This window comes from Anaerotignum sp. (assembly GCF_051877975.1).
Lineage (GTDB): Bacteria > Bacillota > Clostridia > Lachnospirales > Anaerotignaceae > Anaerotignum_A.
Genome location: NZ_JBJEJK010000027.1, coordinates 1 through 16,295 on the forward strand (window position 1 = coordinate 1; position 16,295 = coordinate 16,295).

Annotated in this window: 17 protein-coding genes; 6 read left to right on the forward strand and 11 right to left on the reverse strand. The window is 47.3% G+C overall.

All coding sequences use genetic code 11. From position 1 onward, the window contains the following. The 6 genes from ACI39P_RS04920 to spoIIR all read left to right on the forward strand — a co-directional run. Nucleotides 1-250 (forward strand): hypothetical protein (locus ACI39P_RS04920; RefSeq protein ID WP_439719571.1); only part of this gene is annotated, 250 nt, incomplete at its 5' end. Between the two features lie 32 nt (nt 251-282). Continuing rightward, the gene (locus tag ACI39P_RS04925) at nt 283-1,485 is read left to right on the forward strand and encodes a TolC family protein (RefSeq protein WP_439719572.1); all 1,203 of its coding nucleotides are present in this window, start codon (nt 283-285) and stop codon (nt 1,483-1,485) included. A gap of 101 nt (nt 1,486-1,586) precedes the next feature. Next, entirely contained in the window at nt 1,587-3,062 is a 1,476-nt protein-coding gene (locus ACI39P_RS04930; RefSeq protein WP_439719573.1) for a spore germination protein, read from the forward strand. Next, the gene (locus tag ACI39P_RS04935; RefSeq protein ID WP_439719574.1) at nt 3,062-4,162 is read left to right on the forward strand and encodes a GerAB/ArcD/ProY family transporter; all 1,101 of its coding nucleotides are present in this window, start codon (nt 3,062-3,064) and stop codon (nt 4,160-4,162) included. Before ACI39P_RS04930 ends, ACI39P_RS04935 begins: the two co-directional genes overlap by 1 nt. Next, nucleotides 4,155-5,225: a Ger(x)C family spore germination protein gene (locus tag ACI39P_RS04940; protein WP_439719575.1), complete on the forward strand. Its 1,071-nt coding sequence runs from the start codon at nt 4,155-4,157 to the stop codon at nt 5,223-5,225. The genes ACI39P_RS04935 and ACI39P_RS04940 overlap by 8 nt, the downstream gene beginning before the upstream one ends. A 117-nt stretch (nt 5,226-5,342) precedes the next feature. Then, complete coding sequence (gene spoIIR / locus ACI39P_RS04945; RefSeq protein WP_439719576.1) at nt 5,343-6,014, forward strand: stage II sporulation protein R; 672 nt, start codon at nt 5,343-5,345, stop codon at nt 6,012-6,014. Nucleotides 6,015-6,051: 37 nt separating this feature from the next. Here the strand turns inward: spoIIR and ACI39P_RS04950 are convergent, their stop codons facing one another. From ACI39P_RS04950 to ACI39P_RS05000, 11 genes are all read right to left on the reverse strand, one after another. Next, nucleotides 6,052-6,360, reverse strand: coding sequence for a DUF1294 domain-containing protein (locus ACI39P_RS04950; protein ID WP_439719577.1), 309 nt, complete (start codon nt 6,358-6,360; stop codon nt 6,052-6,054). A 21-nt stretch (nt 6,361-6,381) separates the two neighbouring features. Continuing rightward, complete coding sequence (locus ACI39P_RS04955) at nt 6,382-6,777, reverse strand: methylglyoxal synthase (protein WP_439719578.1); 396 nt, start codon at nt 6,775-6,777, stop codon at nt 6,382-6,384. After that, nucleotides 6,774-7,922: a rod shape-determining protein RodA gene (gene rodA / locus ACI39P_RS04960; RefSeq protein ID WP_439719579.1), complete on the reverse strand. Its 1,149-nt coding sequence runs from the start codon at nt 7,920-7,922 to the stop codon at nt 6,774-6,776. The genes ACI39P_RS04955 and rodA overlap by 4 nt, the downstream gene beginning before the upstream one ends. Before the next feature lie 270 nt (nt 7,923-8,192). Further along, nucleotides 8,193-8,483 (reverse strand): cell division topological specificity factor MinE, encoded by a 291-nt coding sequence (gene minE, locus ACI39P_RS04965; protein WP_294681123.1) that lies wholly within the window; start codon nt 8,481-8,483, stop codon nt 8,193-8,195. Nucleotides 8,484-8,511: 28 nt separating this feature from the next. Next, a complete protein-coding gene (minD, locus tag ACI39P_RS04970) occupies nt 8,512-9,309 on the reverse strand; it encodes a septum site-determining protein MinD (protein ID WP_439719580.1) in 798 nt (265 codons plus the stop codon). Nucleotides 9,310-9,492: 183 nt separating this feature from the next. Next, a complete protein-coding gene (minC, locus tag ACI39P_RS04975) occupies nt 9,493-10,125 on the reverse strand; it encodes a septum site-determining protein MinC (protein WP_439719581.1) in 633 nt (210 codons plus the stop codon). 17 nt (nt 10,126-10,142) lie between these two features. After that, nucleotides 10,143-12,980 carry a penicillin-binding transpeptidase domain-containing protein gene (locus ACI39P_RS04980; RefSeq protein ID WP_439719582.1) on the reverse strand — a complete coding sequence of 946 codons (2,838 nt, stop codon included), beginning with the start codon at nt 12,978-12,980 and terminating at the stop codon, nt 10,143-10,145. 24 nt (nt 12,981-13,004) lie between these two features. Then, complete coding sequence (mreD, locus tag ACI39P_RS04985) at nt 13,005-13,517, reverse strand: rod shape-determining protein MreD (RefSeq protein ID WP_439719583.1); 513 nt, start codon at nt 13,515-13,517, stop codon at nt 13,005-13,007. Further along, on the reverse strand, nt 13,514-14,446 hold the full coding sequence (gene mreC / locus ACI39P_RS04990; protein ID WP_439719584.1) for a rod shape-determining protein MreC: 933 nt from the start codon (nt 14,444-14,446) through the stop codon (nt 13,514-13,516). The genes mreD and mreC overlap by 4 nt, the downstream gene beginning before the upstream one ends. A gap of 30 nt (nt 14,447-14,476) precedes the next feature. Then, on the reverse strand, nt 14,477-15,508 hold the full coding sequence (locus tag ACI39P_RS04995) for a rod shape-determining protein MreB (RefSeq protein ID WP_439719585.1): 1,032 nt from the start codon (nt 15,506-15,508) through the stop codon (nt 14,477-14,479). 344 nt (nt 15,509-15,852) lie between these two features. Continuing rightward, nucleotides 15,853-16,113: a DUF4321 domain-containing protein gene (locus tag ACI39P_RS05000; protein ID WP_439719586.1), complete on the reverse strand. Its 261-nt coding sequence runs from the start codon at nt 16,111-16,113 to the stop codon at nt 15,853-15,855. Nucleotides 16,114-16,295 lie beyond the last annotated feature (182 nt).

A 16,295-nucleotide genomic window follows, 5' to 3' on the forward strand; every position in this document is an offset into this window, starting at 1 on the left:
AGCTGTCTTTGTAGCGCTGCAAGACAGCAGATTTGCAGCACATTGCCTCAAAGGGTTGGACAGTGGTATTTTTTTATTCGTACTTCCTAAAAAGCTGAAGGGATCCGGCAGCAGATTATTTCAAATAGACAGGTATTTCGGAAAGGATCCTCTGTTTCGTATTTCTATAGAATTTCACAAAATTGAAAGAAAATTTTTATTAAGAAATCATAAATATACTGGATTTTTTTTAATAATATGGTATAATTAGTTTTAGTTTAAAACGAAAATGGAGGTTGGAATATGAAAGCAGTTTTATATAAGGCGAAAGGGGCACTGGCTTTGGCTTTAGCCATGAGTATGTGCAGTACGCAGGTTTTTGCGGCAGAAGCCCTTTCCGCAGAACAGCAGGGCGTGCAGACTGCCCCTGTGGTAGAATTAACGGAGGAAGAATTGGCAGCATTGGCTTTGCCGCAGCTGACAATGGAAGAAGCCTTGGATAAGGCGAAAAAGCACAGCCCGGATCTGAATGAGATTGAAGATACCTTGGATTATTTGGATGAGGCGATCGAGGATATTGAAAACAGGGTTGGGCATGTAAAAATGCCTACACTGCAATATAAAAAATGGGTAGATGACAGCTGGCACACAGTTGTTTCCAGCATCTATCAGATGGATATGGGGCAGCAGCAGTCAAGAATTGGACGAGATCTGCAGAATTTGGCTCTGGAAGCAGCAGTAAAATCTTATTTCTCCTCTATTAAGAGCAATCAGGAAAGCTTGGAACTGGTGAAGAGAAATGCAGAAATTCAGCAGCGTTTATATGACCAGGGCTGTACCAAATATCGCCTGGGTCTGCTGAGCAAATATGACTTGGATCAGCTGCAGATAGCAGCACAGCAGGCAAAGGATAACATTGCCCTGTTGGAAGCTTCCCTGGAGCAGATCTATATCAATCTGAATAATCTGATGGGGGAAAATTCTGAAACACGCTATGAATATATATATGATGTTACATTCGAACCATTTGAAATGACACAGACACTGGATCAGTATATCAATAGTTCCCTGAAAGATGATTTGACCATTCAATTGCTGGAATTGGCTGTGGATTCTGCGAAGTTCTCCAAGAACTATGTAGGGTATTCTAATACTTCCATCAATTCCAAACAGCAGGAATTGGATTATGATAATGCAAGAAGAAACCTGAAAACAGCGAAAGAAGAAAAGGAAACATCTATCCGCAATACATATCTGCAGATACGGCAGTTGGAAACACAGTATGCTTCCGCCCAGTCCGATCTGTCCAAGGCTCAGTCCGATTACCGTGCGGCGCAGATCAATCTGCAGGCAGGCAATACAACAAAAACAGTAGTAGATCAGGCAGAATTGGGTGTAATTTCTGTACAGAACAATATAAATCAAATTATTTATAATTATGATATGCTGGTTTACACATTTGAAAATACCAGCCTGCTGGGCAGCAGCACATCCAGCGGCCAGTAAAGGTGAAAACGCAAAAGCTCTGAACATTTTGTTCAGAGCTTTTTTTGTATAGTTTTCCTTTTTTTCCGCAAACTAGGGAAAAACGTACAGGCGGTGAAGGCATGCAGATCAGTAAGGATTTGATGAAAAATACAGCGGCCATTCGGGAGGCCTTTCGAGATTGCGGAGATGTCATCATGCGGGAATTCCATATCCGCGGCGGTGAGGGGACGCTGTTTATGATTTATACAGATAATATTGTGGATGGGGATGTGATTCAGGATTTTATCATGACCAATGTTATGGCTCGGTGCGAGATGCAGGGGACAGAGGGACTGCTGCAAAGCTTAATGGAGGATGTCATTGCCATTGGGGAAATGGCAAAGATCACTACATTGGAGGAGGTATATGATGCCGTCCTTTTGGGGGATACAGCTATTTTGATGGAAGGGAACGATTTTGCTCTCCAGGCTTCCACCAAGGGTTTTCCCTCCCGGGGCGTCAATAAAGCGGAGACAGAAGTGGTGGTGCAGGGGCCCAAGGATGCCTTTACAGAATTGATGTCTGTTAATGTGGTGCTGACCCGCCGCCGCATCCGGGATACGAAGCTGAAAGTAAAGCGGAAAAAGGTAGGCCAGCGCAGCAAAACGGATATTGCTTTGCTCTATATGGAGGATCTGGTGCGGCCGGAAACCCTGAAAAAGGTAGAACAGCAGCTGGATCATATGGATGTAGCTTCTCTGCCCGACAGCGGCTATGCGGAGCAGCTTTTGGAAAAGCGGCAGTATTCCCCCTTTCCGCAGCTGCAAATGACAGAACGCCCGGATAAAACGGCAGCTTCACTGTTGGAGGGCCGGGTGGCGCTTTTGGTGGATAACACACCCTATGCCATTCTGCTTCCTGCCACTTTGAATACCTTCTTTCAGGCGGCAGAGGATTATTATGACCGTTGGGAAATTATGAGCTTTATCCGGCTGATTCGCTATGGAGCCGCTTTTCTGGCGGTGACTTTGCCGGGGTTGTATATTGCTTTTTCTGTATATCATCCTCAGCTGATGCCTACGGCTCTGGCGTTGAAGGTAGCGGCGACGAGGGCTGCCATCCCCTTTTCTGTCATTGGGGAAGTCCTCATCATGGAACTGGCCTTCGAACTTTTGCGGGAAGCGGGCATTCGCCTGCCGTCTCCTGTCAGCTCCACCATTGGTATCGTCGGGGGCATTATTATTGGCTCTGCCGCGGTGGAGGCAGGATTGGTAAGCCCTGCAGTGGTCATCGTTTCTGCCCTGACGGGGATCTGTTCCTTTGTCATCCCCAATGTTTCCATCGTTTCCGGTTTGCGGATCAGTAAATATCTGGTGATTCTTTTGGCTTCTCTGTTTGGCATTTTTGGAGTCTGGGCGGCGCTGCTGCTGCTGTTGGCTCATCTTGCCAGCCTCACTTCTTATGGGATTCCTTATCTCTATCCCTTCTGTTCTTCCTCCGTCAATGACGATATGGATTGGGAGGACAGCATTTTTCGCCTGCCCTTATCTAAAATGAAGCGCAGACCTATTTTTGCCCGCCCATCTGAACGGCAAAGAAAGGATGGTGACGCCTGATGTTTGCGGAAAACCGAAAAATCTCTCTCAGACAGCTGCAGGCATTGCTGCTGCTGGATTGCTTCGGTACGGCAGTTCTCTTTTTGCCTGCGGAATTCGCCCAGCGCAGCGGCAGGGTTTGCTGGCTGGTTGCTTTGGTCAGCGGGGGAGTGTTGGTGCTCCTCTCCCTGATTCTGACAGCGGTGGGGGAAAGGATGCCAGAAGGCACTGTAGTGGATTGGTGCCGTCAGTGTTTTGGGAATTTTTTTGGGAATCTGATTCTCATAGGCTTGGCGGGAAAGCTTCTGTTGGATGGGATGCTGGAGTTGCGTATCTTCAGCGAGATCATTTGCAGCGCCATGTTGCCCTCAACGCCGGTTTCCGTCATTTCTCTGGTGGTCTTGGCCGTGGCTGGCTCCTTGGCGGCTCAGGGAACGGAATGCCGCGGACGAACGGCAGAGATTTTGTTTTTTGTGGTGGCTGTCCCTTTGGCTGTCATCCTCATTGCCGTAGCAGTTTCCTCCAAATATCATCGTATTTTCCCCTTGGAAATGCCCTCTGTTTCGGAAATCGGGGGCGGGATCGCCGCTATGGGTGTTGTCTTTCAGGGTCTGACCTTTCTGTATTTCATTTATCCTGATTTAAAAAAACCTGTCTGCACTCGTTCCGCTGTTTTGAAAAGCAGTGCCCTGACGGCGTTGGTGGTGGCTATCATGGTGTTCCTTTCCTTGGCGGTCTATGGGGAGGGGGTTCTTTCGGAAAAACTGCTGCCCTCCCTGCAAATGATGGAACGGATCAGCTTCACAGGCGTATTTCTGACCCGGCAGGATGTACTGCTTCTTTGGTTTTGGATGGCATCGGCAGTGGTTTTCCTTTCAGGAACGGTGTTTTTTGGTTCTTTGCTGGGGGTACAGCTTTGCCGTCAGCAGGAAACCAAACGGAAAAAGTGGCTTTGGGTCTGGCTGGCGGCTGTGTTCGCCGCGTCTTTCCTGCCGGGAAATCTTTCTGGGGCGTATGCTTTGCGGATGCAAGTTGCCCCGTGGTTCCATCTGCTGTATCTGGTGATTTTGCCCCTAGTACTGCTGCTTTTGGCGGGGAAGGGAGGAAAGGCTGATGTGTGAGAAAAAATTGCTTCTGTTGGCACTTCTGCCGTCTTTCTTCCTGACTGGCTGCTGGGATAAAAAAGACCCGGAAGATCGGGCGTTTATCATCACCCTTGGGGCGGACAGCACGGCGGCAGGCTGCAGCTTCACCTTTGCTCCAGCCAATATCGAAACGGGGGAAGCGGAAACCTATGCCGCTGAAAGCGAAACTCTGGCGGGGGCAGTGGCTCAGGTGGATACCCATACTTCCCGTAAGACGGATTTGGGGCAGCTGAAAACGGTGATTCTGGGAAAAGAATTGCTGGAGGATGGAGCTAAATTGGATGCCCTTCTGCGGGAATTGGAACGAAGCCAGACGGTTTCTGAAAAAGTGATGCTCCTCGCTGCCGATGGTTCTGCGGCGGAGTGTGTAGAGGCAGCCATGGCGGAGGATAGTAAAACAGGGCTGTTTTTATGGGATTTTTACAAAAATACCGCTAGTGAGGTGGCGGTCACCAAGGGCATGGATTTAGATACTTTCCTGACAGAACGGCAGGAACAGGGCGGCTGTGGTGTCATTCCCCGTATCACGGCGAAGGATGGCAAGCTGCAATTGGGTGGCGGTATGGCAGTCACACCTACGAAAGTCTATCCTTTGGATCATACCGAGGAGCGGGGCTATCTGTTCCTTCTGGGGGAAGCGGAGGGGGCTTTGCTGGAGGGAAGCTATCGAGGGGAAGTCATCCCTGTGAGGATTGGAAAAAGCCATGTATTTTATGATTTTTCCCTTGTGGGGGATTCCATCCTCTGTACGGTGACGCTGCCGTTGGAAGGCACTTTGCAGGGTGGAAGAGGGAATTTCCTTTTGGATGAATCCGATAAAGAATTGGAAGAAATTTTTGAGGCCATCATAAAAGAAGAGGTAGAGCATACCTTAAAAATAGCCATGGCGGCAGAAGAGGATCTCTTCGGTATCCTACCCCGCCTGCAGCGGGCCATGCCCCAGTTGGCGGAAGAATATAGCAGAGAGGTTCTTTGGGATGCGGTAGTTTTTGAAATCTATCCTGATTTGGAATGGAAAGATATGGGGCGAAAACGCTGATGTTTAAACGGGGAGAAAAGTGGATATCCTGTAGCTATACCGTTGGAGGAGAAAGAGGGATTTCCCAAAGAGTTATTTTGTCCGCCAAAGGTACTGACCAGAAAAGGGGAGAGCAGGATGAAACAAGATTGGAAACAGACGATTCTGGAACTTTGGAAAAAAGAAAAATGGTATTGGTGTATTGCCGTTGCCATTGGGGTGGCGTTCAGCTTGATTTTTGCTGCCCATTGGACAAAGGGCTATTCGGATATGATACAAAAAGGGATTGGCGCCAAGGTGGTGCGGTTCCATGTGTTGGCCAATAGTGATACGGAAGAGGATCAGGCCTTGAAGCTGGCGGTGCGGGATAGGGTCCTGCAGGAATACAGTCAGCTGCTGATGGCATGCGAATCCAAAGAAGAGACACTGGCGGTATTGGAAAATGCCCAACAGGAGATTTGTGAAACGGCGGAAGCCGAAGTAATTGCCCAGGGGTATGATTATCCCGTCCGTGTATCGCTGGTACGGGAAGAATTTCCTTTTAAGAAATATGACGACTTGATTTTTCCGGCAGGGGTTTATGATGCTCTGCGGATCGAAATCGGTGCGGCAGAGGGGCAGAATTGGTGGTGTGTCCTCTATCCGCAGATGTGCTTTGTGGATGCCGCATGGGGCTATTCTACAGAGGAAAGCCATGCCCGCCTGCAAAATACCTTGACAGAAGAAGAATTTCTTGTTGTCTCAGCTTTAGAACAGGAAGAATTGACGCCAAAGGTGAAATTAAAGATTGTGGAATTATGGCAGGAATAAAGAAAATCCTCAAACTTTTCAGTTTGAGGATTTTTCGTTAATTCAAAACAAAAGCAAATTTACCAATCAGCAGATAAGCAACGATCAGATGCAGAATCGCAGTAATGGTATAGACTAAAATGAAATCCAGATGTCTGTTTTTATGGCGTTTGAATACCATAGCGATTAAACCGCCAATGCCGCCGCCCAAAACCGCCAGAAGATACAGGTTTTTTTCGGGAATACGCCAACCGTCTTTGACAGCTCTTTTTTTATCGATGAGCATCGTTACATACATAATGATATTGATGAGCAGATAATACCCCAAAATGACAGCCAATGCGGTACCGTTGAAATACATTTCCATAGAAATTAACGTCCTTTCTTCTTAGCGCATTACGTTTCTCCAGTCTAGGTCGCCTCTGTCCAGCGCCAGCAGCAGCACTTCGGCCGTTGCCAGGTTTGTTGCCAGGGGGATATTGTGCATATCACACAGATGCAGGATGGAATTTACTTCCGATTCATAGGTATGAGGGGAGACAGGATCTCTCAGGAAGATCATCAGATCAATATCGTTATTGATGATCTGTGCGCCCATCTGCTGTTCCCCGCCCAGGTGAGCGGAAAGGTATTTGTGTACCACCAGATTGGCTGCTTCCTCCACCAGGCGCCCTGTGGTGCCTGTGGCGTAGAGTTCATGTTTACACAAGATGTGTCTGTATGCGATGCAAAGGTTTTCCATCAATTTTTTCTTATTATCATGAGCAATCAAACCGATATTCATAACAAACCTCCCTCAAATAGTGATTTTGTCTCTTTTTTTCTTATGTTCAACATCAGCCCGATGGCAACCATGTTTGTCCACATGGAACTGCCGCCGTAGCTGACAAAAGGTAATGACATGCCTGTATTCGGCAGGATGCCTGTGGCTACGCCTGCGTTTACGAAAGTTTGAAACGCAAACATGCCGGCGATGCCTGCTGCCAATAATTGGCTAAAGGTATCCCTGGCCGATATTGCTATTAATATACACCGAAAAACGATAAAAAGCAAGACGGCAAGGACAAATATGCAGCCGAAAAATCCAAATTCCTCCCCAATGACGGAGAAAATAAAGTCGTTATGGGGTTCCGGCAAATAGCTCAGCTGGTTCAGCGTGCCGTGGAATAATCCTTTCCCCGTCAGCTGTCCGGAGCCAATGGCGGAAATAGATTTTTCCGTCTGGTAATACAAGCTGGCATCCCGGCTGGGGTCCACAAAGGAAAGAATACGGTTGAACTGATGGGTTTCAAATATTTTATCTGTAAAAAGAGGATTTTCCCTGCTGACGTCAAATAAAATCAACGCCACAATGGGCACGATGACCACCAGTACATTTCGGATAATCCGCCAATCCAGCCCTGCGATGAACAGCTCGATGCAGAAAATGGCCACCAAAACCAAGCTGGCAGACAGCGCAGGCTGCTTCTGGATCAGCACCAGAGGGATGGCGGTGAAACCGCAGAGATAAACCAGGGTAGAGAGGTCATCTATACTTTTTTGCTTCATGGTGATGACCTTTGCCAGGCAGAATATCATGATCACCTTGGCAAATTCTGAAGGCTGGATGGTCAGAGGGCCAATGGCGATCCAACGGGTCGCCCCTTTGCTGTCTGTACCGATCAGCAATACAGCCAAAAGCAGAAGGATATTCAAAATATAAATCGGGATATAAAATTGCGAAAAATATTCATAATCCACGTTGGCAGCAACGATCATCAATCCGATCCCGATCAGCAGGAAAACTCCCTGTTTGATGACGTTGGAAGGGCTTTCCCCCAGGTTGATGCGAGTCGCACTGGCGATGCAGATCAGTCCGAAAAGCGCCAGCAGGCAGACCGCCCCCACCAGCCAAACGTCCAGATTTTGAATGTATTTTTTTATTTCCATAAAAAGCACTCCTAATTGTGTTTTTTCGAGATTTTTGTATGAGGCCTACCTGAGTAAGCCTTATACAGAAATTTCGAAGAGGTTACAGCATAGGGCTCCGCCCCCTGTCAGAATAAAATGACAGCCTTTTTCAAGGGAATTTGCAAAAGCTGCTGTTTTCTTCTGTCGCTGTGTCTGTTGGAAGATAGAAGCCCGAAAAGACCTTCAAATTTTCGGAATTAATTTCGGCTTTGAAGGTCTTTTTCATGGGTAATTTGTAAAAGTAAGGAATCAGTCTTCGTGATTCATCTTACGCATGCTCTTGATAGGGATGTTCGCGTAGAGTACGGGAACAGTACCGTTGTTGTCTTCAGACTGGGTCTGGGTGATCTGGATATCCAGTTCATCGGTGTCGATTTCCATGTAGTTGGAAATGACTTTGATGATATCTGTTTTCAGCATTTCAAGAACCTGAGAAGAACAGTTTACTCTGTCGTGAACCAGAACCAGTTTCAGTCTGTCTTTTGCGACACTGCCGGAAGGCGGTGCCTGTTTTTTACGGAAAAAGCTAAAGAAATCCATCGTTACACTTCCTTTCCTGGGGCAGGGATCATTTACGGAACAGTTTTTTCAGCTTGTCCATAAAGGTTTCAGGTTCCTGTTCAAATGTCATGAGGGGCACATCTTCTCCCAACAGACGCTGAACAATATTTCTGTAAGCTTGTCCGGCTTTGGATTCCTGGCTGGTTACAGCAGGTTCGCCTTTGTTTGTGGCGATAACGATGCTTTCATCATCGGGAACAACGCCCAGAATATCGATGGCAAGAATTTCTTCTACGTCTTCAATATTCATCATTTCCCCCCGCTGTACCAAATCAATACGCAGACGGTTCAGAATCAAAGAGGGGTTTCTCAGTTCATTGGCTTCCAGCAGGCCAATGATACGGTCTGCATCACGCACTGCGGAAACTTCGGGCGTTGTGACCACAATGGCTTTATCTGCACCGGCAATGGCATTTTTGAACCCCTGTTCGATGCCGGCAGGGCAGTCCAAAATGATGTAGTCAAAGCCTTCTTCTTTCAGGTCGTCGCACAGCTTCTGCATCTGTTCGGGGGAAACAGCATCTTTATCCCTTGTCTGGGCAGCGGGCAGCAGGAACAGACCATCATACCGTTTGTCTTTGATGAGAGCCTGTTTCAAGCGGCAGTTGCCTTCTACGACATCTACCAGATCATATACGATGCGGTTTTCCAGACCCATGACAACGTCCAGATTTCTCAGGCCGATATCTGCGTCTACCAGTGCAACTTTTTTGCCTAATACTGCAAGACCACAGCCAAGGTTTGCGCTGGTGGTGGTTTTCCCAACACCGCCCTTGCCGCTGGTGATTACGATTACTTCACTCATTGATGTTCCTCCTAATCTCAGAAGTTTATTTTACGTGTTTTCACAGTTTTTCTATCTTCGAGAAAATATCTGATATCTATTACTATATTAACAAAAATATGCTTGTTTTGCACTCCTTTTTTTTAGCAAAAGAGGAGAACTTTTCCAAAAATACGACAGCATTTTTCCTCTATTCCCAAAATATCAGGAAAGAGCCATCACAAAAATCTGTCCATTTTGTACGAAAGCATATTCAGGGGGTTTCGGCCCTCTTTTGTTTTCTTCTGGAAAGCGGGTAATGATATCAGCGATGCGAAGCTGTACAGGCGCCATATAGATGGCGGTCACGAAGGCATCTGTCATGCCCTTGCAGCCTGCGTGGGCCATGCCTTTCAGCTGCCCCAAAACGATGATGTTGCCGGCTGCCTTGATTTCTGCACCGGGGTTTACATCGCCAACCACCACAACACTGCCGTCAAATTCGATCTTCTGCCCGTTTCTGAGGGAACCTTTGTGGAATTTTGTCAGGTTGTAAGGAGACATTTCCTTTTCCAGCAGATCGCTCAGGCGTTTTAATTCATTGTTTTCTGTTTTTACAAAGGTGATTTCCATGGTGGTATATTTTGCAATGATCTTCAGCAGGATCTCTTCCTCTTCTTCGGTGAAGACACGCCCTTTGAAGGCCAGAGATGTTTTCACATTATCAAAAAATCTGCCTGCTTCTTCTATTTTTCTTTCCAGCTGACTGCAGAGGATATCAAAAGACACTTCCGGGTCAAAGATAATCGTTACACCGTCCTTGGTGCCTTTAAAAATGACATAGTTTTCGTTGTACATGTTTTCCCCTCCTGTGGTTATTCTGCCAATACTGTCTGCATGGTTGTATTTGTGGGCGTATAATCCAGCCCCAGATATTCCCGGATGATCGCCTTGGCCACTTCCGGAGCGGGGGTGCCGCTGCCTTCGCCAAAGGGGATCATGACAGTGATGGCAATCTGCGGGTCATCATAAGGCGCGAAGCAGACGAACCAGGTATGGGAACTGCGGTTCTTATCTTCTTCGGCGGTACCGGTTTTTGCTGCCACTTTCACGGGCAGGTCATTGAAAGCAGTGCGGAGCGTGCCGCGGCTGCCGTTGGTAACCAGATACATGCCTTCATAAACGGCCTGCAGGTTTTCTTCTTTCAATGTGATGACATTTTCTATTTCTTCTTCTACTTCGGAATGGAGACTGCCATCGGGGTTTTGGATATGATCCACCATGTGCAGTTTATACAGCGTGCCGCCGTTTGCCAGGGTGGAGATATATTTTGTGATTTGTGCCGGTGTGTAGCTGTTGATGGACTGCCCGATAGCAGTACGGATCGTATCGCCGTCTGTCCAGCGGGTTTGGCTGGTGGTGGCATCAGGGTTGAAGGTTTTAACCGCCTTTTCCTTATTGGCGGGGGATGCCATGGTAGGGCCATATTCATCCAGCTCCAAGCCGGTATAGTCGTTCAGCCCGAAGGCTGCCATGTATTCGTTCAGGGTAGTGATGGCCTGATTGCTGTTGCCGTTGTCCACATTGCCCATGCGGTAAGCCAATTCATAGAAGAAGTAGTTGCAGGATACTTCCAACGCATGGGATACGTTGACAGAGCCATGGGTGCCGCCGGTGTTGGAATAGATCCAGCAGCGGGCATAGGGTACGCCTGCATCCTTGAAAAGCCCTTTGTCGGTAATCAGGGTAGAGGGCGTAATGGTGCCGGATTCCAGCCCGGCCAGGGCCGTAATCATTTTAAAGGTAGAGCCGGAGGCTTTTTTCTGCTTCAGGGGGCGGTTGACCAGAGGTGTGTTGCCATCCTGCAGCAGGTCATTGTAGTATGCGTTGTTAAAGGTATTGACCAGTTCATTGTTATCATAGGAAGGATAGCTTACACTGGCCAGCACTTCGCCGGTGCCTACCTGGGTCACGAAAACAGAGCCGGTGCAGGGGTCAAGACCCGTATCTGCGGGAGACATTTCGCCATTGCTCAGTTTTTTGATGATGAGGCTCAGGGGAGAAAGGGAACCGCTTTCGATGCCCGCTTTTTCCTCCTCAGAAACAGGCAGATGCTCTTGTTCGATCATCATTAGGGTCAGTTCTCTTACGCTGATAGTGCCCTTTTCCAATCCATCAATGAGGAAATCCTTCGCCACGGTTACGGCATCATCCTGATCGGGGCGGAAGGTGGGGATTGCCTGTTTCAGCTTTTGATATACGGCTTTTTGGGTACCATCTTCCGCCTGCAGCATTTTCTGGGCGGAAATATGGTTTACATTGATCATGGATACAAATAATTCTGTAGTAGAAACAGAATTTTTCCCGCCGCCGGTCAATTTGCTCAGCACAGCCTTCCGCAGTTCGCTTTCCAGTGTATCATAAGCTACCTTCTGCAGTTCGCTGTCCAAGGTCAGGAAAAGATCCTTGCCGGCCACAGGTTCTGTGGAATCGATGACGCTCATACGGCGGCCTTGATTATCAACTTCAATCTGAATTTTACCATCAATGCCGTTTAATTCTCTTTCATAGAGCTTTTCCATGCCATCCTGCCCAACGATGTCTGTCTGGCTGTAAAGGGGATTGCCTTCTGCATCCACGTCATCTTTGTACAGGGCATAGTCGTTTTCCGTCATTTGGCGGATGTAGCCAATGATATGTGCAAAATATTTCCCTTCCGGATATTCCCGCAGGGAAATGGTGTCGATGACCACATTGGGGAAGGTATCCTGATTTTCTTCAATATAAGCCAGGGTTTTATCGCTGACATCTGTAGCGATGGTGACAGACTGGAACTGCTGATAGCGTTTCAGGTAGAGAGAATAGCGGATGCCCAAAGCGTCTCGTACCAAATCATTGGGCAGGCCTTCCGGCAGGCCGAAGAAATCCCGCAGATAATCCAATGTCTGCAGAGAATCGTATGTTAGCTGCTCTTTTTCCATCAGCATGCTTTCTTTCCAGCTTTTTTCCCGGTTAGAGTTGCCGCTGAATTGGAAAGCATAGGGGGCTTCCGTATCTAGGGGCAGTTCATCGGTAATGGTTTCGCCAAATTCATCCAATTTCAGGGCGAGGGTCAGCGCCATCAGGTTGCGGTCATCGCTCATAGCCAGGGAAAGATAGGTCCGTTTTTGCTGTGGGCTGTAGTCCTCAGGCACATTGTATTTTTCATACAGATAAGCCAGACATTCTTCTGCTGTCATCTTATACTGTTTTTTCTCCAGACCAATGGAAGCCTTCCAACGGTTTTCCTGTTTTTCGATTTCCTCATCGGTGCCTTCATAGGTAAATTGATAGGGAGAGGAAAGGGTAATGGGCAGGGCATTGACCTGATGATATCCGTTTTCCAGCAGCCAGTTCATCAAAGCATCAGAAAGGCTCTGTCTTTCATTATCGGAAAGTTCTAGTGTTACGCTGCCGTCCACCTGTACGGAATAGGCTACTGTATTGATGGCAAGGGGTCTGCCATAGCGGTCGTAAATGCCGCCCCGGGAAGCGGGAACAGGCAGTTCCTTGGAAACGCTGGCAGTGATGGAAGCTTCGTATTCCTCCCCGTGGATGATCTGCAAAGAAAACAGACGGAGCACAATGATGCCGAAGAGGACGATGATCCCGCAAAGCATTACAAATATTCGGTTTTTACATAATTCAAAAAAATGATCGAAATATCGTCTCATCGGTTCCTCCTATGGGGAAACAGATTAGAACAATCTGTATTTATATTTTTCTTTCAGTTCCAGCCATTCGTTGATCCCAAATAAGATACGGTATAGGGGAACTGTGATGATCGCCACATAGACCAGTTCAGGTATCAGGATGTGGAAAAGGAAATAAAAGAGATTGCCTTCTCCGCGGAATACAAATCCTGTTACATATAATATCACCTGATACAGAACGGTAGAAATGGTGCAAAAAATGACCGGAAGAATATAATTTTCACGGTAAAAATTGCGTTGGCTGCGGCCGAACAGCAGTCCAAAAACCATATAAAGGGCAGTATAAAAGCCAATATATGTGTTGAAAAACACATCCATCAAAAAACCCGCACCAATGCCCACCAGTGCGCCCTCCTTGCTGCCCCGCAGCAGGGAATAGGAGGTAACGATGATCAGAGCTGTATTGGGAAATATCCCCTGGATGGCAAAATGGGGGAACAGGGTCGATTGCAATATAAAGTTGAAAAACACGATCAGTGCGGTAATGATGATTCTCATTCCACCACCTCCGTGCCAGAGGTATTTTCTTCGGGCTCCTCTGCTGCAGTTTCAGGGTCTGCCGTATTGGCGGCAGGTGCAGTGGTTTTTGCAGCAGATGCGCTGTTTTTATCGAGGACAAGAATGGTATCCAGATGTTTCAAATCCACATAAGGCTCGATGACAGCATATTTTGTCAGGCCGTTGGTATCCGTTTCGATTTCCAGCACTTTGCCGATGGAAAGCCCTTCGGGGTAAATATCAGACAGGTGGGAGGTAACGATTTCATCGCCTACCATGATTTCAGCATCCCCATCGATATATTCCATTTTGCAAAGACCGTTATGGGAAAGGGTATAATCGCCCTTTACCACGCCCAGATCGCCGGTACGCACGCTCATGGCGGGCACAGAGGAACGGCTGTCTAAAATGGACTGCGCCTTGGAGAAGGTTGCGCCGCTTTCCAATACTTTGCCTACCAGCCCTTCCGGGGCAATCAATACCATATTTGCACTGATATTGCTGGAAGTGCCTTTATTGATGGTGAAGCCATCATACCAAACACCGGGATCCTTTGCGATGATTTTTGCACCAACGCTTTCATAGTCGGGGTATCTCTGGGAAATTTTCAACAGGGAAGAAAGTTTTTCATTTTCTTCCTCATACATTGCCAGACGTCTGTTTTCTTCCGACAACTCAGCGATCTGTTTCTTTAATTCTTCATTTTCTTCCTTCAAATCTGTTTTATTGCGGGCGGATGTAACTGTTTCGTCTACCCAGCTGCTGATTCCCGTGGTCAGATCCTGAAACGGGGTAACAACGACACCGATGGCGCTTTCCAGCAGAGTAGCGTTCAGCTTTTTGCCGCTGGCAATGACTGTGACCAGAACCAGAAGCAAAATGCCCCCGCTGATAATATGCTTTTTATGTTTTAAGAAAAACTCCTGCAAAACAAAATGCTCCTTTCGGTGTACTCAGCATCAGAACAGTGCTTTTCTGGGAGAGATCAATACAGATTTCAGTTTATCGATCTGCTCCAGAACCATGCCTGTGCCCAATGCGACACAATTCAGTGGTTCGTTAGCGATATTTACGGGCATACCGGTTTCTGCTGTGATCAGGTGGTTCAGCCCCCGCAGATGGGCGCCGCCTCCGGTCAGCGTGATGCCATATTCCATGATATCAGCCGCCAGTTCAGGAGGAGTCGCTTCCAGAGTCTGTTTGATGCTGTTGATGATGGAGTCTACAGGTTCGCTGAGAGCCTGTCTGACGTGGATAGAGTTCACTTCAATGGTTTTCGGCAGACCGCTTACCAGATCCCGTCCGCGAATTTCCATTTTTTCCTCTCTTTCCAGAGGATATGCAGAACCGATGGTAATTTTAATCTCCTCTGCTGTACGATCGCCGATAGCCAGAGCAAATTCTTTTTTCACATAATTTACAATTGCGGTATCCAGAGCATCCCCAGCTACCCGCAAAGAGGTGCTGGTTACGATGCCGCCCAGGGAAATGATAGCTACTTCGCTGGTGCCGCCGCCGATATCAACAACCATGCTGCCGGTAGGGTCAGCCACAGGCAGGCCGGCGCCAATGGCAGCCGCCATAGGTTCTTCAATCAGGTAGGTGTCTTTTTCTCTGGAGCCTGCTGCGATGGCAGCTTCCAGAACCGCTCGTTTTTCTACTTCTGTTACGCCGGAAGGCACACAGATGACGATACGGGGCTTGGGACCAAACATGGAGCGGACATAAGCCTTGTTGATGAAATAACGCAGCATTGCCTGGGTCACATCAAAGTCGGCGATTACACCGTCTTTCATAGGGCGGATGGCAACGATATTGCCGGGTGTGCGGCCAATCATGTCCTTTGCTTCATTGCCTACAGCCAGAACTTCTTTGGTATCTGTATTGATAGCAACAACGGAAGGTTCATTTACGATAATGCCTTTTTCTTTCATATAGACCAGAGTATTGGCAGTACCCAGGTCGATACCCATATCTTTGGAAACAAACATTGATTCTTACCCCTTTCATTATTGGAAAACGCTGCCGCAAAGCCGCTGCAGCCGTTGATTCTTTTGAATTTTGCCTTACATTTAATCATACCGCTTTTTTGCTTTCTTTTCAAGAAAAGCATCATATTTTTCAGAAAAAAAGCATGGATTTTATTGGTGGATTTCTGCAGAAAAAAAGAAAAGGACGAAAAACAGGCTTGGCTTAAGAAAACGGTATTGCGGGGATGGATTTCTTAAAAAAGAAACCGGATAGGAAAAGAAAAAGATAAATCCTTAGAAGCAAGGATTTATCCTGTTTGCTGTTTTCTTTTAGGGATGCACTGTGAAACGCCCTTTTGGAAAAATCACAATTTTCTGTAAATCAAAAATGCCAAGGCGATGCCGATGATGCCTGCAATGGTAAAACGGATGGTCAGGCCAAACTGCAGTGTCAGTACCCCCAGATCCAGCACAAGGGGAGAGGAAAGGCCGAAGTCGCTGCCATAGGCCAGCCAGCTCAGGGCAGGAATGCCGCCCAGCATATTAGCGATAAAGCCGCCCAATACAACCCCCGCCAGCAGTAATAGAACCAATATCCATATATTTTGTGAGGAACGACCTCTCATATACAAAATCCTCCTTCGTTTCTTTTTAACTTCATTATTTTAGCATAAAAGAGGGAAGGGGTAAAGGGAACAGAAAATAAAAAGAATCCAAAGAATTCTTTTTATTCGCACATGGCATATGTGCAAGGAATCAAAACCACTAGTTAAACTAGTGGTTTGCACCAGCCCTAAAAGGGCATATT